The organism is Methylobacterium oryzae (assembly GCF_036441375.1).
Lineage (GTDB): Bacteria > Pseudomonadota > Alphaproteobacteria > Rhizobiales > Beijerinckiaceae > Methylobacterium > Methylobacterium oryzae_A.
In genome coordinates, this window is record NZ_MLCA01000002.1 from 143,431 (window position 1) to 160,586 (window position 17,156).

Annotated in this window: 15 protein-coding genes and 1 pseudogene; 7 read left to right on the forward strand and 9 right to left on the reverse strand. The window is 65.1% G+C overall.

The window, feature by feature from the left end:
- Window positions 1–115 precede the first annotated feature (115 nt).
- Window positions 116–964, forward strand: coding sequence for a MurR/RpiR family transcriptional regulator (locus MOTC310_RS09080; protein WP_091778569.1), 849 nt, complete (start codon window positions 116–118; stop codon window positions 962–964).
- 244 nt (window positions 965–1,208) lie between these two features.
- Here the strand turns inward: MOTC310_RS09080 and MOTC310_RS09085 are convergent, their stop codons facing one another.
- From MOTC310_RS09085 to MOTC310_RS09100, 4 genes are all read right to left on the reverse strand, one after another.
- Window positions 1,209–1,685 (reverse strand): hypothetical protein, encoded by a 477-nt coding sequence (locus tag MOTC310_RS09085; RefSeq protein ID WP_331301565.1) that lies wholly within the window; start codon window positions 1,683–1,685, stop codon window positions 1,209–1,211.
- Window positions 1,686–1,839: 154 nt separating this feature from the next.
- Window positions 1,840–2,280: a DUF421 domain-containing protein gene (locus MOTC310_RS09090; protein WP_091778571.1), complete on the reverse strand. Its 441-nt coding sequence runs from the start codon at window positions 2,278–2,280 to the stop codon at window positions 1,840–1,842.
- Between the two features lie 2 nt (window positions 2,281–2,282).
- The gene (locus MOTC310_RS09095; protein ID WP_091778572.1) at window positions 2,283–2,804 is read right to left on the reverse strand and encodes a hypothetical protein; all 522 of its coding nucleotides are present in this window, start codon (window positions 2,802–2,804) and stop codon (window positions 2,283–2,285) included.
- 23 nt (window positions 2,805–2,827) lie between these two features.
- Window positions 2,828–2,992, reverse strand: a complete 165-nt coding sequence (locus MOTC310_RS09100) for a hypothetical protein (protein ID WP_331301566.1) — start codon at window positions 2,990–2,992, stop codon at window positions 2,828–2,830.
- A 409-nt stretch (window positions 2,993–3,401) separates the two neighbouring features.
- Between MOTC310_RS09100 and MOTC310_RS32780 the strand changes: the two are divergent.
- Together MOTC310_RS32780 and MOTC310_RS09105 are read left to right on the forward strand one after the other, a co-directional pair.
- Window positions 3,402–3,530 (forward strand): annotated as a pseudogene (locus tag MOTC310_RS32780) (FAD-dependent oxidoreductase); the annotation flags it as partial.
- Window positions 3,531–3,674: 144 nt separating this feature from the next.
- Complete coding sequence (locus tag MOTC310_RS09105) at window positions 3,675–4,580, forward strand: SDR family oxidoreductase (protein WP_091778573.1); 906 nt, start codon at window positions 3,675–3,677, stop codon at window positions 4,578–4,580.
- 81 nt (window positions 4,581–4,661) lie between these two features.
- On the opposite strand, the gene MOTC310_RS09110 is transcribed toward MOTC310_RS09105, so the two are convergent.
- From MOTC310_RS09110 to MOTC310_RS09130, 5 genes are all read right to left on the reverse strand, one after another.
- Window positions 4,662–5,105, reverse strand: a complete 444-nt coding sequence (locus tag MOTC310_RS09110) for a low affinity iron permease family protein (protein WP_091778574.1) — start codon at window positions 5,103–5,105, stop codon at window positions 4,662–4,664.
- Window positions 5,106–5,135: 30 nt separating this feature from the next.
- A complete protein-coding gene (locus tag MOTC310_RS09115; RefSeq protein ID WP_331301567.1) occupies window positions 5,136–6,098 on the reverse strand; it encodes a CorA family divalent cation transporter in 963 nt (320 codons plus the stop codon).
- Between the two features lie 425 nt (window positions 6,099–6,523).
- Window positions 6,524–9,181 carry an MHYT domain-containing protein gene (locus MOTC310_RS09120; RefSeq protein ID WP_091778576.1) on the reverse strand — a complete coding sequence of 886 codons (2,658 nt, stop codon included), beginning with the start codon at window positions 9,179–9,181 and terminating at the stop codon, window positions 6,524–6,526.
- Between the two features lie 452 nt (window positions 9,182–9,633).
- A complete protein-coding gene (locus MOTC310_RS09125; protein WP_091778921.1) occupies window positions 9,634–11,031 on the reverse strand; it encodes a TadE/TadG family type IV pilus assembly protein in 1,398 nt (465 codons plus the stop codon).
- Between the two features lie 423 nt (window positions 11,032–11,454).
- Window positions 11,455–12,138, reverse strand: a complete 684-nt coding sequence (locus MOTC310_RS09130) for a sigma-70 family RNA polymerase sigma factor (protein ID WP_419539878.1) — start codon at window positions 12,136–12,138, stop codon at window positions 11,455–11,457.
- A gap of 312 nt (window positions 12,139–12,450) precedes the next feature.
- Here MOTC310_RS09130 and MOTC310_RS09135 point away from each other — a divergent pair, with 312 nt between their 5' ends.
- The 4 genes from MOTC310_RS09135 to MOTC310_RS09150 all read left to right on the forward strand — a co-directional run bounded on the left by MOTC310_RS09135 (window position 12,451) and on the right by MOTC310_RS09150 (window position 17,010).
- Entirely contained in the window at window positions 12,451–13,131 is a 681-nt protein-coding gene (locus MOTC310_RS09135) for a response regulator transcription factor (protein WP_091778578.1), read from the forward strand.
- The gene (locus MOTC310_RS09140; protein WP_331301569.1) at window positions 13,115–14,482 is read left to right on the forward strand and encodes a sensor histidine kinase; all 1,368 of its coding nucleotides are present in this window, start codon (window positions 13,115–13,117) and stop codon (window positions 14,480–14,482) included. Before MOTC310_RS09135 ends, MOTC310_RS09140 begins: the two co-directional genes overlap by 17 nt.
- Before the next feature lie 344 nt (window positions 14,483–14,826).
- Window positions 14,827–15,549: a Crp/Fnr family transcriptional regulator gene (locus MOTC310_RS09145; protein ID WP_175543975.1), complete on the forward strand. Its 723-nt coding sequence runs from the start codon at window positions 14,827–14,829 to the stop codon at window positions 15,547–15,549.
- A 978-nt stretch (window positions 15,550–16,527) separates the two neighbouring features.
- The gene (locus tag MOTC310_RS09150; protein WP_139174033.1) at window positions 16,528–17,010 is read left to right on the forward strand and encodes a hypothetical protein; all 483 of its coding nucleotides are present in this window, start codon (window positions 16,528–16,530) and stop codon (window positions 17,008–17,010) included.
- The last annotated feature ends 146 nt before the right edge of the window (window positions 17,011–17,156 follow it).

A 17,156-nucleotide genomic window follows, 5' to 3' on the forward strand; every position in this document is an offset into this window, starting at 1 on the left:
GGCTTGATGGACGGCCAAATTGTAGGTATCACTACCTTTGTCAAGAGCTGTGTAGAAATCACTACATTGCGGACTCGGGGCGGATCGAAATGCCTCGCCGAACGAGGGGAACGCCGTGACGGAAGAGTTCGGGACCTTGGTCCGACGCCTGACGCCGACGCTGACGCCGTCGGCGGCCCGGGTCGCAAGCTATCTCGACCGGAACCGTGCGGCGGTCCTTGCGAGTTCCGCCGCCCAGATCGCGGCCCAGCTCGGCACGTCGGACGCGACCGTCATCCGGGCCGTGCAGGCGCTCGGCTTCGACGGCCTGGCGGACCTCAAGCAGGCGCTGGCTGCCGGCCTGGATGACCGCGGAACGCCGGCGGCCGATATGCGACGCACCCTGGCCAGCGTCGGCGAGAACGCGGGCCAGGCCATCGACGCCGTGCTGGCGGCCCATGAAGAGGGAATGGAGGCGCTGCGGACGGAAGAGGGAAAGGCGGCCATCCTCGCGGCCATCACCACCCTGCATCCGGCGACCCGCATCGGCGTGTTCGGGATCGGGCCTTCCGCCCACCTCGCCCGATACCTCGCCTTCCAGCTCACCCGTTCGGGGCGAGGCAGCTTCCTTCTCGACGCCACGGGCTGGTCGCTCGCCGACCAACTGCTCGGCCTGCAGGCCGGCGACGCGGTCCTGCTCCTCGCCTATGGGCAGCCCTATCGCGAGGTCCAGGCCGTGATGGCGGAAGCCCGCCGTTTAGGGCTGCCGGTGGTGCTGGTGACCGATAGGCACACGAGCGCGTTGGCAAGGCAGGCCACGGTCGTGCTGCTGGCCCGGCGCGGTCGCGCGAACGAGGTCGCCCTTCACGCCACGACCCTGATCGCGCTGGAAGCCGTCACGCTAGGCCTCGCGGCGGCCGACCGCGACCACGCGCTCCAGCAATTGGCCGACCTCAACCGGCTGAGGAAGCTGATCGGCGAGTGACCGGGTTGCCTGGAGCTTTTCGCAGTCGTCCTGGGCCGGCTCAGCCTCGGGCCTGCAAGGACGCACCAGAACGGCTGCATTGGGGCGACGACGGCGGCCGACGCCATTGTAGGTCCCGCAACCTCCGAGGCAGACTTGGATCCGACGAGTTGGCGCCCGAACGCCACCTCGGCCGCAGCCCGCGAGTAGCGGTCGCCATCGGCAGTCAACGCGCGGGGCCGTGATTGCGGCCCCGCGACCGTCCTTAGGCGGCCAAGCCCCACTTCTCCGCATCGGCGGGCTTCCGCTTGTAGATGGTGCCCGCGAAGTCGACGTGAAGTTCGGTCCAGGGGCCGTTGCCCTGTCGCGCCAGCACCTCGAAGTGCTCGGGCTTGCGGCGGGGCTCGCCCGCCGAGGCCCAGCCCGCAGCCTTCGCCGAGGCGAGGACGCGCGCGGGATCTGCGGGAACGTCGGCGTGCTTGTGGCCCGGGGCGTGGTTCGGCTTCTTGTGCTCGATTCGGACGGGCTCGCGACCGTCGGCGGCGATGCGGGTGACCTTGATCTCGGAAGGCCGGAGCTCGCCCTCAAGTGAGACGCGGAGCCCCTCGCTCAGGGGGAAGGCTTCCAAACCCTTCGGCGTCAGGTCGGCTAGATGGGTCTTCCCGTCCGCCTCCAGGGTGAAGCGGTGTGCAAATACGTGTTCAATTGTGCCCGTCAGAGCGACTGTGTCGTGGTGCGGCATGATCTTCTCCGTAGAGCGCCCAACCGCAGGCGCAGCTCGGAAGTCGGCATGCAAGAACCTAAGTTCAAGTGGTCCTTTAGCTTCACACAGTTTTGTGAAACGCGCTTTCGGCCGGTATCGATTTGAGACAACGAGATGCGTTGCCGGGAGCGGCTCAGTCTTTCTCGATGACGGACACCTTGCCGTCTCGCTCGACGATAGCGACGGCGATCTTCTCTAGGTCGTCTAGCCCTTGCTGCCGCGCCGCCGTGCGCACGTCGGCCTGCTGCATCCGCAGGCGCCGCATGTTTGTCTCGTCCCAGTCGCCATCACGGTAGACCACGATCGGCGTGCCGTCGACGATGCGTTCGAACCAGACGAAGCGCAGCTTCAACCAGGACACCGAGACGTGCATCAGCCCGACGGTGAACAGCGCGCTCATGGCACCCGTGAACGAGTGGTCATCGCCGAGGATGGCGCTGACGCTCAGGCCGCCGAAAAGGAACAGCACCACCATGTCGATGGGCGCCTGCTGACTGGCGGTCCGTCGCCCGACGAGGCGAATGACGAACAAGACGATGAGGTAGGCCGCGGCGGCCTTAAGCACGGTGTTCATGTCTACGGCACCGCGTACTGCGACCAGGACAGGGTCTCACCTGCATCGAGCCGGGCGGTGAGATCCATCCCGCCCCGGAAAGCCGGCGAACCCGTGAAGCGGATCAGCGCGTGGCTCTCCCCGACCTGCACAGGGAACACGAGGCGGATGTTGCTCCCGGCAATCTCCCAGGTCGCCGGCCGCGGCGTAATGCTCTCAAGGCCGAATTGGTCGACGAGGTCCTTGGCGATGGTCACGGCCACTTTGTCGCCGCCCGGTGGAACACGTGTGTCGAAGCGAATAATCGTGGGCGCCCCGAAACGGACCACTGGCTCGTAACGGATGCTTATCGAGCCATCCTTGTTCGTTAGACTGCGCTCGCTGAACGGACCATGCCCAAGCAGGCCGAGGGCGCACACCAGCACGAATCCGACCATGGCGAACCGACCCGCAAGTTCAGCCTTGCGCCATCGGTCCTCGAAGGCCGGGTAGAACCCGTTCGCGATCTCCTCCGGCATCGGGGGGTCGTCGTGGATGACTTCCAAGGTTGTTCGCTCCCCGTGGCCTTTCAGGGCCCCACTTCGGCCAGCCGAGGCACCGGGATGCCAAGGTCGGCCGACGCGTTCGGTTCCGTCGCGGTGAAATACGCCATGGCCTCGGTCCGACCCCGCAAGGGCACCTGGCTGATCTCGCGCCAGTCGCTGGCACTATGTTCCGACACGAGGATGGCCACGCCATGCGCCCTCGTCGCCTGTTCCAGACAAGCGGCGACGTTGACCGTGTCGCCGACCGGCGCATGTCGACGAAGGCGACGGCGGCGTTCTGCCTGCGACCGGCCCGGAGGGTGTCGTCTTGGTAGGCGAGTCGGCCGGACAGTTCCCTGTAGCGTGCTTGGTGGAAGAACACCGGCTTTGACGAAGAGAATGCTCACGGCATCGGGAAGCGTCTGCTTATCGGTAGCCTGTGCTCCGAAGCGGACCAGCGGCTTTCGGCCGGACTGCGTCATGTCGGAACGCCGTCACCCGCAGAACCGGACGTTCGCCTTGGCGCCCAATTGAGACATTCAGCTGGCCGCGAAGACATCCTGTAAGCGGACGCTACCGGTCAGATTCTGTCGCGCGCGATGGCTCGTATGGGCGTCTCTGTTCTTCGCGGGCAAGGTGACGCATCCCTTCGACTTCACTACCGCCCACAGTGCCCATGACAGTGGGCAGCGTGCCGCCGACGAGGCCATGGCCGCACTCAGGAACAGGCGGAGCAAAGCTGCCTGACGGGAGCCCTCGGCGGCGTCCACATGGCCGCAGGCGCCGGAACATCCGGGGGCGGCGTCCATTTCAAGTGACCCCGGACAGCATCACCTGACACGCGTGCCGCACGAGCTGTCCCGTTCGAAGGCGGCGCGACAGGACAGTTCCATGACCGACGACGCCGACAAGCGCCTCACGATGCAGGACCCGCGCACCCAGTACCCGCAGCCGCCGTTCAAGCGACAGCCTCAGGAGGCGCCGGGCCTCGCCGGAGCGATGGACCCGAAGCCGGACCACGGCGAGACCAGCTACCGGGGCCACGGCCGCCTCGCTGGTCGCAAGGCCCTGGTGACCGGCGCCGATTCCGGCATCGGGCGCGCGGCCGCCATCGCCTTCGCCCGCGAGGGCGCGGATGTGGCGCTGAGCTTCGTCGAGGACGAGATGCTGGACGCACAGGAGGTCGCGAAGCTGATCGAAGCCGAGGGGCGCAAGGCCGTCCTGCTGCCCGGCGACATCACCGAAAAAGCGTTTTGCGAGGCGCTGGTCCGGAAGGCCGTCACCGACCTCGGGGGCCTCGACATCCTGGTCAACAACGCCGGCAAGCAGACGAACCAGAAAGATATCGGAGACATCACGGACGAGCAGTTCGACCGGACACTGAAGACCAACCTCTACGCCATGTTCTGGATCACCAAGGCGGCGCTGCCGCACATGCCGGCGGGGGCGTCCATCATCAACACGGCTTCGGTGGTGGCCTACAACCCGCCGCAGATCCTGGTCGACTACGCCACCACAAAGGCCGGCATTGTTGCCTTCTCGAAGGCGCTTGCCAAGCAGCAGGTCGCGAAAGGCATCCGCGTAAACGCGGTGGCACCCGGCCCGTTCTGGACGGCTCTGCAGCCGTCCGGCGGCCAGCCGCAGGAGAACGTCGAGAAGTTCGGCTCCGAGGTCCCGCTCGGCCGTCCCGGCCAGCCGGTGGAGCTCGCGCCGGTCTACGTGTTCCTGGCGAGCCAGGAGGCGAGCTACGTCACCGGCGAGGTCTACGGCGCCACGGGCGGCAACGGCACGGCCTAATCGGAAGCGCACCCATCGGTCTCGCCGCAAGGTGAAGCGGGGTCCGGAGCCTAAGCTGTGAGCTAGCGCCTGACCGCCGCGCTAACCCATCCTCTCTGCGGCGCGGGCCGCCTTCTCATGGGCCCGCGCCTCGGCCTCGTCGGCCGCCTCGCGCGCATCGTTCAGGCGCTCGGCTCGGGCGCGCGTCTCGCAGCGTTGCTTGAGCTCGTCGAGCTCCTCCTCGGTCAAGCTCTCGATACCGATGTAACGGTTCTGGGCCGCGCTCGACCGGATGAGCTCATCGAGCTTGGCCTGGATGGCCGCCCCGTCCCGGTTCTGCGAGTTCTGGATCAGGAACACCATCAGGAAGGTCACGATGGTGGTGCCCGTGTTGATGACGAGCTCCCATGTGTCCGAGAAGTGGAAGTAGGGACCGCTTGCCGCCCAGGCCACGACCGAGGCCGCTCCAAGCGCGAAAGCAAGCGGATGGCCGGCCCACTTGGCGACCTTGCCGGCGAAGGCGGAAAAGTGGCGGGAGAGGGTCATCGCGGAACTCTGCTCGGACGGCATTGGCCTCTAACCGCGCGGCGGGCGGATGCCGAGCACCCGGATGATGCCGTAGGTCGCGGCCGCCGACAGCAGGCTCAGCCCAGCCACGAACAGGAAACCGCGTGGGTCGTCGGCGAACGGCAGACCCTTCACGTTCATGCCGAACAGGCCGGTGATGAAGGTCGGCGGCAGGAACAGGGCCGAGAGGATGGACAGCACGTAGAGCTGGCGGTTGCTCTCCTCCGCCACCCGGGCGGCGAGCTCCTCCTGCAGAAGGCGCGCCCGCTCGGCGAGCGCGGTCACGTCACGGTCGAGGGCATCCAGCCACTGGGCCAGCCGCGCCGCCACGGCGATTGCGGGAGCGTGCAGGTCCCGGGCTAGGTCGTCCTCCTCCAACCGGTGGAAGACCGCGGCGAGCCCGAGCAGTTGCCGGTGCAGGCGCACTGCGCTGCGGCGGATCGGCCCCAGGCGCCGTCGGTCGTCGCGCACGCGCCCGTCGAGCACGCGGTCCTCAATGCAGTCGACCTCGTCGGAGAGCCTCTGCCCCGTCGCCGCCATGGCGGCAACCACGAAGCCGACCATCGTCTCCAGCAGCAGCACGGGGGAGGTAATCGGGCGCCCTTCCTCGGCGGTCGTCCGCGTGGCGTCCGGGCTCTCGGCCAGGCCTTGGCACCCGCTCACCAGCGACCGCGGACCCATGACGAAGTGAAGGCGGCCGGCGATGTCGGGCTTGGCCCCGGGCCGGGCGAGGTCGGCGACCACACCGCCGACATGCCCGTCCGCGACTGTGACGCGCTGGTGTTCGTCTTCCCTGAAGACGGCTTCGGCGAGCGACCGCGGCCCGACGTGCCCGGCATCGATCAGCGGCTCCAGGTCCGCGGCCTTCAAGTCGAAATGCAGCCAGAGGAAGCCCCCGCCGAATGCGTCGAGATCCGGCAGCGCCTCGTCCGGAGCCAGAAGGCGTCCGCAGCCCCGCTCGTCGAAGGACATCGCCCAGAGCAGTCCGGGCAGGGGCGTACCTATCGGAATTGACGGCACGTACGGGCAACCCCTTCAGTCGGCTGCGACCGCCAGGAGGGAGAAGGTGCCCGCGATGGCGAAGTTGGCGGCGACGAGTAAGGCGAGGACGGTCATGGGGGTGTCCGTTCATGGGCACCACACAACGGCTAACGGCCACGGTTCGTTGCGAGGCGGGGCAAGCTGGCTGTTGACGCCCGGTCGCCCGCAACGTCGGCATGCGGCGCCCACGGCTGGGAACGCCCCTGACACGTCAGGGCTGTCGACCTCGGAGCCGGTCGACACAGGTCTCAGGCGCGCCTAGGCCGCCCGGGAGAACGTGGGACATGGCTCTCCCTGTATTCAGCGCCTATGGGACACTTCGCGAACGATGATGGAGCCATCGCGGCGGCGTTCGGTCAGGCCGAAGCCTGCGGGGTGCCTTGGCGTTCCGAACCGTGGCCGAGCCGGTCAACCTCCGCCGCGAGGTCCTGGAGGCTGGCGTCACCCTTGCGCAGCACTCGGTCCGCCCCGGCCAGCCTGCGGCGCTCTTCGCCCGAAACGTCCCGCGCGCTGAGGACGACGACCGGGATCTCCTCGCAGCCCGGCCGCCCCCGCATCTCGCGCAGGAACGTGAACCCGTCCATCACGGGCATCGTCAGGTCGAGTAGCACCAGCCGGGGCCTATCCTCGGCCATGCGCCTAAGGGCCTCGGCCCCGTCACCGGCCTCGCGCACCGACCAGCCGTTGCGTTCGAGGACGCTCCGGAGGCGTGCCCGCATGTCGGCGTCGTCGTCGACAACGAGGATGTCGCCGGCACCGCGTCCGACCCGGTCGAGGACGCCCTTGAGCCGTCCCCAGTCCACCGGCTTCGGCAACGCCTCCGCCGCACCGAGGGATGCACTCAGCGCCGCGTCGGCCACGAAGCTTACCATGACCACGGGGATGTCCCGCGTGGCGTCCTCGCTCTTGAGGGTCGCCAGCACCGTCCAGCCGTCCACGTCCGGCATCATCACGTCGAGCAGGATCACTCGCGGCTTCAGGTTACGGGCCATCTCCAGACCTGTCTTACCGTCGGGGGCCGTGCGCACCGAGAAGCCCTGCCGGGCGAGGAATCGGGTCATCAATTCGCGCTGGCTGGCCTCGTCGTCGATGACCAGCACGAGGCCGCGCCCCGGCTCGCCGTGCCCTTCCTCATGCGCGGGCTCGGCTGCGACGCCCTCGTCGGGCACCTGCGGAAGCGTCGCCGGCACGACGAGAGCGAAGCACGTGCCCCGGCCCTCGACGCTGGTCACCGTGATGTCGCCGCCGAGAAGCTGGGCGAATGCACGGCTCAGGGCCAGGCCAAGGCCGGTGCCTCCGTAGTTGCGCGTGGTGCTCTCATCGGCCTGGGTGAAACGCTCGAACAGGCGCCCGACCTGCTCAGGGCTCATGCCGATGCCGGTGTCCTCCACGGTGAAGCGGAGCCAATCGCCGCCGACGCCCGCCTCGCGGGCGACCCCGAGGGTGATAGTACCGCCCTCGGTGAACTTGGCCGCGTTCGAGAGCAAGTTGAACACGCACTGGCGCAGCTTCACCGCGTCCGTGCGTGCCAGTCCCGCATCTTCGGAAACCGCGACCACGAGGCGGTTGCCTTTCTTCGCGACCAGCGCATCGACCGTCCCGGCGGCGTTGCGCACGAACTCGGCGACGTCGATGTCCTCGGGGTACAGATCCATCTTCTCGGCCTCGACCTTGGACAGGTCGAGCACGTCGTTGATCAGCCCGAGCAGGTGCTGGGCGTTCGACTTTATCTTCCCGAGATCCTTCAAGAGGCTATCCTGGCCGAGCTCCTCCGCCTCCTCCTCCAGCATCTCCGAGTAGCCGATCACCGCCGACAGCGGCGTGCGCAGCTCGTGACTCATGTTGGCCAGGAAGCGGCTCTTGGCACGGCTGTGTTCCTCGGCCTCATCCTTGGCTTCCCGCAGGGCGGCCTCGAACGCCTCGCGTTCGGTGATGTCGGAGTGCACACCCACCCACTCGCGGATCGTCCCATCCGCGTTCCGCACCGGGCGCCCCTTGACCGCGAATAGGCGGTACGCGCCGTCCCGGTTGCGCACGCGGTGCCGGAGCTCGTAGCCCCGGTCCGCCGCCACGGCTTCCCGCCAAGCCGCCTTCGTCGCCTCGACGTCGTCGGGGTGCACGGCCTTTGCCCAGCCGGTGCCCTGGCACTCTTCCTCAGACTGACCGGTGTAGGCCTGCCAGTACAGCTGGGGCCCTACCATCGCGCCGCGGGCGTCGGCGGTCCAGATGATGTCGCCGACCGCCTCTGCCGCGGCCCGGAAGCGGCCCTGGCTGGCGTGGAGGTGGCGCTGCACCCGCTGCTGGTCGAACGACGCGGCCACGATGGCCATGAACAGGATCGTGAAAGTCGCGCCGGACACGTACAGGGCGAGGTTCTGCTGGCTGACGCTGACGCCCGCGGCGTGCGCGGCATGCCCCCCGAGATCCTCCGCCGTGAAGGTCGCCGCGGCCATGCCAGTGTAGTGCATACCGGCGACCGCCAGACCCATGACTATGGCGGCGGCGAGCTTCTGCCAGACGCTGTTCTGCCGGAAGGTCAGCCATAGCGCGGCGGTCGCGGCGGACACGGCAATGGCCACCGATGCGGCGACCACGGGCAGGCTGTAGGCGAGGTTGCCCGGCACCCGCATCGCCGCCATGCCGGTGTAGTGCATGCCCGCGACGCCGACACCCATCAGGGGACCGCTGACGAGGGCGTCGCGCGGTCCGGCGTCCGGGCGGCTGACCCAGGTGAAGGCGGCACCCGTGGCCGCGATAGCCAACAATAGGGATGCCACCGTGATCCCGAGGTCGTAGGATGCCGGCATGCCCATCTCGAAGGCGAGCATGCCGACGAAGTGCATCGCCCAGATGCCCCCGCCCATCGCTAGCGAGGCTGCCGCGACCCATGCCCAGCGTAGACCGGCGGCAGCCCCACGGACGCGGCTGCCGAGGTCGAGTGCGGTGTAGGAGGCGAACACCGCGATGGCGAGGGACAGTGCGACGAGCGCGGGATCGTAGCCGGTGGGGACCATGAAAATTCCGGTGACGTCTCCGAGGCTATAGCTCGGAAACACGGCAGTCCGCGAGCAATCGCCCTTTCGTGAACGACGTCAACGCGAACCGTCGCTGCGTCCCATCTGGCAGGCGCAGACATCACTCACCACAGCGGCAGGGTTCGCCCGACGCTGTCGATGGATCGCCCGCGAGATGGTAGCGCCGGCCCGTTAGGTGGCCGTCCACTTTTCCGATGAAGTGGCTCCGAAGCTGATCAGCCGCTTCCGGCCATTTCCCGTCACGTTGGCGGGCGCATCGAACGTCTGGGTAGGGTGGTTTCCCGACGGTCCGCTTCCAGTCGGCAATGCTTGGAAGCGGACCCAGTCTCCGTGCCAGCTCACGACCCTTTGCAGAGGCTGTCAGTGCCTGTTTGTGGGCCAGGGGACGAGACAGAAACCTGTGGGCAGAACTGATTTGGGTGTTCGAGATCTTACTGGGTGAGCAGCAGCTTTCCCGAGATCGGGCCTACACCCTTCGGCACCGGCACGCTGGTCGAGTCGTAGTTTGCGTTGAGGTACAGGTTCGGCCCTTGATAGAGGTTCACCTGCTGGGCCACGATCACCGTGTAGGCCGACTGGTCGGCAACAGGCTTCTTCGCATCGATCACGACCCGGCCCGCTGGCAGATAGATGGTGCCGAGCATGGTGCGAGCGTCGTCGCTGATGATACGGTAGGTCCGCATGGGTCTTGTTGCGCCGAGCGGCGGCGGCGTCGGCGCAGTAGGGGCGAGCGGATCTTGGTCGACTGCTGCTGTCGGATCCACTGGATTGGAGACTACGCGCTCCTCCATCATCAGCAGGCCTGCCATGACACCGGTCGTGGGTGCTGCAAGACTAATGGACGTCTTTGAGTCAAATAGCAGCCCACCCTTGTCGCCGGTGAAGTAGAAGGCGACGTCGGCGCCACTCAAGGAGCCTTTCTTGTCCACGATGAGCGGGCCGTCCTTCATCACATAGATCCCTGACTGCAGCGAGACGGCGGCGTTCTTGGTGATGTGCAGGCCGCCGCAATACGTGCCAGGGCTCAGCGTCACGCTCTGGTCGACGAGGTTTTGGCTGATGTCGCCCTTCTTGTTGGCGGACGCTGGGATCGAGGTGCAGGCGTCTACTGTCGGTGCAGGACGATCTTTCAGCGGATCCTTGATGATCGGGCAGCCAGTCTGTGGAGGCGGCGCAAAGTTGGCTCGGAGGCCCACAAAGCCACCGGCGGAGCATATCGACTGAGCGCGGGCATAGGAGCTATCTTGGCCTAACATGCCGGCCGGATTGCTGGAATTCGAATAAAGCGAGCAGCCCGCCGCAGTCACCTGCGCGCTTTTTTCCAGGTCAAATGCGCCGGGGGCAGCAGGATCGAGCGTTAACATGCAAAGACGCATATTGCCGACGACGCTCGCCTTCGATCGAAGTGCGATGTGAGCTGTGCGCACACCGACGAACGGTCCGAAGGAGAGCTTGAAATCCTCAGAAGCGGTCGCAGCAACGCTCATCTTATCGTCGGGAACTGTGACCTGCACGGATAGCGGTCTGTCAGGCGGCGAGGTGACTCCGTCCCGAATGGCCTGTTCAGTCACGCCGCTTACCGAGGCGGGGGTCGCGGAGGCGAGCTTGAGTGCATTGCCACCTGAGAGCACCCCTTGGTCGAGTGCGTTCTGTATCTGGCTGCGCCGGGAGGACAGGCGCGCGTAGTCGATGCCGCCACCGACGAGGCCGAGTAGGACGGTAGCGCTCAGGCCAAAGATTACAGCCACGCCTCCGCGTCGATCGGTCCAAAGGCTCCGTCGCGGCGTGCGCCCTGATCGTGTTCTTAAGTTGGGCTGGGGCGGCACCATAAGGGCAGACATCACTTGATTTCTGGGTCGGCTCGCGACCAGGCGACGCGGAGAATGGTGGGGTCGGGTTAAGGCCTGCTTGAGGTGAGCACCATTTGTCCGTTCGGGGCATGCGGCCAAGATCCTGCCGCCAACCCAAGCCGTCTTCGAGCTAGAGCCAACTATGACAGCTTTCGGGCTGCGCTATTGTTGGCTTGGTCGGCTGCTGTGGGTCGAGATCGGAATGGCTGCTCGGGGTGGGTTTTGCGACGGTCCGCTATCCGAAAGGAGATGCCTCGAAGCAGACGCTATCCCCCGCCGCCTCGCGGCGAGCCGGCTCAGTATGGAAACTGCATTTAGGTGAGGTCCGTGATGCGAGACCGACGAGCAGCCTCATCCAGGGGTCATTCACTGTATCGGAAGCGTCTACGGCTCAGATCTAGATCAAGCCTGTGGCCGACTCTCGAACGGAAGGCCCAATGTGCCCACGAGAACAGCTCGGGCTCGGCTGACCCGGCTCTTGACCGTCCCCACCTGGCAACCAAGCTTCACCGCCGCCTCCTCGTAGGTGTAACCTTCGGCGCCGACCAGCAATAGCGCCTGACGCTGAGGGACAGGCAGGCTGTCGATCTTGTCCCATACGATCTGTAGTGTATTGGCTTCCTCCTGAACTGGGCGAGCGGTCAGAAGGGCTGCGTGCTTCCCGTCAGCATCCTCAACTTCGCGCTTGCGTTTTCTCAGCTCTGAGTAAAATTGATTGCGCATGATCGTGAACAACCACGCGGTGAAATTTGTTCCTGAAGTATAATAGTGCCACTTCGTCCAAGCTCGGGCGAATGTCTCCTGCACGAGATCATCGGCACGGGCCACATCCCCGCATAAAGAAAGAGCAAAGGTCCGCAGCGCAGGTAGCGCTTTGATCAGATCGTCGCGGAACTCCACTGCTACGGTGCGGCCACGGTCGGCGAGCGCCACCTCAAAGCGTGTGACAAGCTCGGCCAGTCGTGCTGGCAACGCCTGCTGTTCTGCTAAGCCGAAATACTCCTGCAAAGGCGCTGAGAGAGCGCCAGGAAGGCTTGTGATCGCGGCCACATCGCTGCGCTGCACCTTGACCCTATCCGTTTCCATGGGCACCCGATGAGGCATTGAGAAGAATTATCCCGTGAATACATTGTTCACTTTGTCGCATCGAAGCTTATGTCGCCACATTCCGTATTTACTGTTGACCATAAAGCCCCGATGTGTTGCTTATAGACTTCGGCTTCGAGCCTGTTGCGTTCCAAAACCGGCGACGGCCGGGTTGCAATGTGGAATAATACGTAGATGAGCGCTGTAATTGTCGGTTTGTAAGCAAGCCCGTTTGTCGGCCGATCGTCAAATTACAAATCCCCAATCTTGGCCGCTCGGCCCCGCCTGCCGGATCTGGAGGACCGCAGCCGCATGAAGATCCTGGCCGTCGAAGACGACGCCCCGACCCTGGCGCTCCTCGTGTCGAGCCTTGAGGAAGCGGGACACGTGGTGGAGCAGGCCGGTGATGGGCAGACTGGGCTCCGGCTCGCACGCGAGACTGCGCACGATGTCGCCGTCGTAGATCGCATGCTCCCGGGCCTCGACGGCCTCGAACTCGTGCGCCAACTCCGCGCCTTGGGCGTCCAGACACCCGTTCTCTTCCTGACCACAATGGGCGGCATCAGCGATAGGGTCGATGGCTTGGAAGCCGGCGGCGACGACTACCTAGTCAAACCGTTCGCCCTCGCGGAACTACTCGCCCGGATCAACGCACTCGCTCGCCGCCCGCCCCTCGGGCGCGTCGAGACGATCATTCGGGTTGCTAATGTCGAACTCGATCTCGTCACGCGGCGGGTGACCCGCGCTGGACATGTCGTTGACCTACAGCCGCGAGAGTTCAGCCTGCTGGAATTTCTGATGCGCAACGTGGGGCAGCTCGTCACCCGGCGTCAGCTTTTGGAGAGCGTCTGGGACTTCCACTTCGACCCTCGGACGAACATCGTCGAAACCCACATGAGCCGCTTGCGGGCCAAGCTCAACAGCGACGGTGGGCCGGACCCGATCGAGACGGTTCGTGGCTCGGGGTACATCCTCCATGCGGACATATCGTGATCTCCTGCGGAGCGCGGGCCTGCGTTTCGCGCTGCTGTACACGCTCGCTTTCATGGTTTCGGTCGGCGCGATCGGTTGGTTAACGGTACTCGCGGTGACCGACGCTCTGGAGCGGCAGGCACAGCGCGGGGTGGATAACGAGGCCAGAGCTCTCGTCGACGAGTTCAACGCCGGTGGACGGCAGGATCTTGAAGCGGCACTGACCGGGCGGTTCGCTAACCCGCTGACCCATACCCGCTACGTCCTTATCGGGGCTGACGGCCACGTCCTCCTCGGAGACGCAGCGCTCCTGCCCTATACACGCGATCCTGCAGGACCTGCTGCATCCCGGAGCGACGTTCCACTTACGGCTGCACGAAAGCTCGGGGACGGTAGCATCGTTCTGGTGGCGGACGATCTTACAGATGTACGCGACGTCGAGGCCGTGGTGACGCGCGCCTTCCTGACCGCGCTGGCGGCCGCGGGCTTGCTCGGGCTCGGCACCGCGCTCCTGCTCTCCAGCGCGTTGCTGCACCGCCTCGATGCTATCACCCGCACCGCGGAAGCGGTGGTCGCCGGAGACCTGACGCAGCGAATCGCGCGGACTGGCTCGCAGGACGAGTTCGACCGTCTTGCCGCAACTCTTAATCGGATGCTCGACCGGATCGGTGGACTGATGGTGAACCTGAGGCAGGTCTCGACCGACATCGCGCACGACCTGCGCACACCGCTCTCGCGGTTGCGGCAGGGCTTGGAGGCAACCAGCCACCGGGCCACGACGGCCGGCGATTACCGAGTAGCCGTAGAGCATGCCGTCGAGGAGACCGACCGTATCCTGGACATCTTCTCAGCACTGCTGCGTATCGCTCAGATCGAGGCCACCACGCTTCGGAAGTCGTTCCGACCGGTCAGCCTCTCGGAACTTTTTCATACCGTCGCCGACGCCTACGCTGCTCCGGCGAGTGACAGCGGTCGCACGCTTGTGGCGCGCATCGTCGAGGATGCCTGGGTGCAGGCCGATCACGACCTGCTCGCGCAGCTGTTCGTCAACCTCGTCGAGAATGCTCTGCAGCACACGCCACCGGGAAGCACGGTCGGTCTCGAACTCGATGTGCGAGGCGGTTCCGTCTTGGCTGCGGTCCGCGACGACGGCCTCGGCGTCCCGGCATCGGAGCGGGAGAAGGTGCTGCGCCGCTTCTACAGGCTTGAGCGTAGTCGATCAGGCCCCGGAAACGGCCTCGGCCTCAGCCTCGCCGCAGCGGTCGCGGAACTGCACGGAGGTCGCCTCACGCTCTCGGATGCGCAGCCTGGACTGCGAGTTAGCGTTACATTTCCTGTTGCTCTGCCCATTGGTGAGGGGGTGGCCGGCTGATGACTGCTTTGGGGATCGCCGGCTGGCTGCAAACCCGACTGGGTTGAGTCGGAGCCGAAAGGGTCATGAGCTGTTTTCCGGTCGCCCACTTCCGGGCAGAGGATGCATCGGAACGGATATGGCCGTCAGATCCCCCCGATCTGCTCCGAGACTATAGAACCACAGCGGCACGGTGCGGTCTCCGACGTAGCTCGCCAACATATGTGAGGGCCAAATGTACTGACATAGGTTAACATTATCACTGAATGCCACGTAGTCGGCATAGGGAACACCTCGCCTTGCTAGATCGCCTCGTCCGCAAGCTCGCACATGGAGCGGCGCTCAGCGAGAACGATCATGCTTGCTTGAGCCATATCGTCCGCCACGCACGCATCGTTGAACCACAGCAACGGCTTGTAGATGAGGGCGATGCGAATCAGCGCGTTCTCGTCATGCTAGAGGGATGGGCCTACCGCTCGAAGCTGCTGGCCAGTGGCGAACGCCTGATCACTGACCTGATCCTCCCCGGCGACATCAGTCACGTGCTCACGAACCTGCTCGGCTACGCCGACCATTCCGTGACGACCCTGACCAGCGGTATCATGGCAGAGATCCACCCGGCTGAGATCGAGGTGGCGCTAGAATGCTCGCTCGGCCTCAGGCGAGCTCTGCGTTGGAGTTCGCTCCAGACCGACAGCATCTTGCGTCAGGCGCTGATCAACAACGGACGGCGCTTGGCGGCCACGCGCATCGCCCATCTAATCTGCGAAGTACGGGCTAGGTTGCACGCAGTCGAAGTATCAGTCGAGGAGAGCTTTGCGTGGCCTCTGACCCAGGACGAGCTTGGCGACGTGACCGCGATGACGAAGGTTCACGTCAACCGGTCTCTTCGGGTGCTACGGGAGAATGGGCTGATCCTGCTGCAGCAGCGTCGGATGCATGTGCCGGATGCAGGGCGGCTCGCGGCCTTCTGCGATTTCACGCCGGACTACCTTCATCTCGGCTACAACTCCGCCGAGGTGAGACGCTCTGAGATGCGCGCGAGCACCATGGAGATGCAGGCGGCTGTGCGGCAGAGGGTAGACTGAGGTGAAGGTAGCGCACCGGCCGCACCCTGCAGACGCCGGTCCAGTCATCGAGCGGATTTCATTGGCCGCGTCCCCCCCCAAAGCCGACGTTCCTTGAGGGCGAACGAACGGCCGCGTTGTAGAAGCGCCAATGGCGTCCCGAGCGACCGGCTTGGGTGGATTTCTGCCCGTCCGCAGCTGAGAGATAAAAGTATGGTAGCGGACGTTCGGCCGGGTCACCGGTCGCGCAAGGTAGAGAGCCCGGTTAGGTACGTGTCTCTAACGCGCGATCGTCGGCTCCCGGACGTCGCCAGAATACAGACCACCAGCTCTGCTTGGTCGGAAGCGACGCATCTATAGGGCCGGAAGGCGCTTCGAAGACTGACCGCTTGCGGCTTCGCTCAATAAGCCTGCCGAGGTGTCTCAGTGCGATGAGTCCTTGATCTGCCATCAAGAGGTGACCCTCGCAGGCGCCGGCGTTCCTCATGCACCGAACGATCTCCTCGGAGTGCGTAATGATACTCTGGGCCTCTCTGCAGTAGAGGTCCAACTCGGAAATGTCCGACATTTGCCCCCTCTGTGCTGACTTGATGTCAGTTCATGAAGCGATGATTATCGTCACAGCTGCGGAGGCACATCATCCATTTGGGGCTACCGGAGTAGCCTGCTCCGATGGAATGTGTGGCTGAGGCTCATCCGCAGTTCCAAAATGGCCAGTGCGCCAGCGGGCGGGCGGTTCTGCGAAGGCTATCAACTGCCCGCCTTCGCCGTCCGCGTTCTTCTACGATTTCGCGGAGGGCGCCAATCAGATTCCCGTAACAGATATTGAGTCGACCTCAAAAACATATAATATTTGACGGCTTCATTTTAGGTGTAGAGTAAATTATAGACGCCGCGAAGGGCTGATCATCCCATTACGTGACCGGTTATTATGCAGCAATCTGGACCGATATGCTGCGTTCGTAGTGTCTGTGTTCAATTCAAGCCCGGAGCACGTGCATGCTACAGAGATCTATTCTTCACCGCCACGCGGATGGATCCGTCCACTACACCCACTGTCATGGCGAGTACGACGCGAGTTGCGATGTGCGGGCCCGCATCTCAATCGCGAAGCTTGGACGACGCCCGCACAGGCGGTTGCGTCTGTTCGGACTCTCCCTCAGCATCGCTACCGCGGCGTTCTGGGGCTTGATGCTGCTCTCTCCACCCCTTACCGAAGCCCACAATACGCCGGTGCGCCTCGCGCCGTGTCTGACGGCGGCGGGCGAGGTCAGCCCCTGGTTCGAGCGTGAGATTCAGCGCCGAGCCAGACTCAGCAATGCGGCGTTTGAGCGGGGTGGCTTCAAGATGTTGATGCTCGACTATCAGTCCGCCCAGGGGCAGTGCGCCGCCGGCCGAGTTGAGTCCGCCGTGCAGACTTACCAACATTTGGCGGAACGGCTGGTCGCCTTGTACGAGCGGATCGAGCCAGACGAGCGTTGAGACGTTCGTATAGGGTCGAGGAACTGCTCGCCCTGATCTTCGAGCGGCTTGCTGGCGGCCAAGGCTCGTTCCGCCCTCCGCATCCACGCGCCGAGATGTGGCACAACGTTACGTGCGATCCGGTGCGGCCGTCGTCCGCCCTCGGC

Excerpts from the sequence above, each read along its gene's own strand:
- MOTC310_RS09140 (WP_331301569.1), top strand. The coding sequence starts at position 13,115 with ATGCGGACATATCGTGATCTCCTGCGGAGCGCGGGCCTGCGTTTCGCG.
- MOTC310_RS09105 (WP_091778573.1), top strand. The coding sequence starts at position 3,675 with ATGACCGACGACGCCGACAAGCGCCTCACGATGCAGGACCCGCGCACC.
- MOTC310_RS09125 (WP_091778921.1), bottom strand. The coding sequence starts at position 11,031 with ATGGTGCCGCCCCAGCCCAACTTAAGAACACGATCAGGGCGCACGCCG.
- MOTC310_RS09130 (WP_419539878.1), bottom strand. The coding sequence starts at position 12,138 with ATGGAAACGGATAGGGTCAAGGTGCAGCGCAGCGATGTGGCCGCGATC.
- MOTC310_RS09110 (WP_091778574.1), bottom strand. The coding sequence starts at position 5,105 with ATGACCCTCTCCCGCCACTTTTCCGCCTTCGCCGGCAAGGTCGCCAAG.
- MOTC310_RS09115 (WP_331301567.1), bottom strand. The coding sequence starts at position 6,098 with ATGTCCTTCGACGAGCGGGGCTGCGGACGCCTTCTGGCTCCGGACGAG.
- MOTC310_RS09120 (WP_091778576.1), bottom strand. The coding sequence starts at position 9,181 with ATGGTCCCCACCGGCTACGATCCCGCGCTCGTCGCACTGTCCCTCGCC.
- MOTC310_RS09150 (WP_139174033.1), top strand. The coding sequence starts at position 16,528 with ATGCTACAGAGATCTATTCTTCACCGCCACGCGGATGGATCCGTCCAC.
- MOTC310_RS09085 (WP_331301565.1), bottom strand. The coding sequence starts at position 1,685 with ATGCCGCACCACGACACAGTCGCTCTGACGGGCACAATTGAACACGTA.
- MOTC310_RS09090 (WP_091778571.1), bottom strand. The coding sequence starts at position 2,280 with ATGAACACCGTGCTTAAGGCCGCCGCGGCCTACCTCATCGTCTTGTTC.
- MOTC310_RS09135 (WP_091778578.1), top strand. The coding sequence starts at position 12,451 with ATGAAGATCCTGGCCGTCGAAGACGACGCCCCGACCCTGGCGCTCCTC.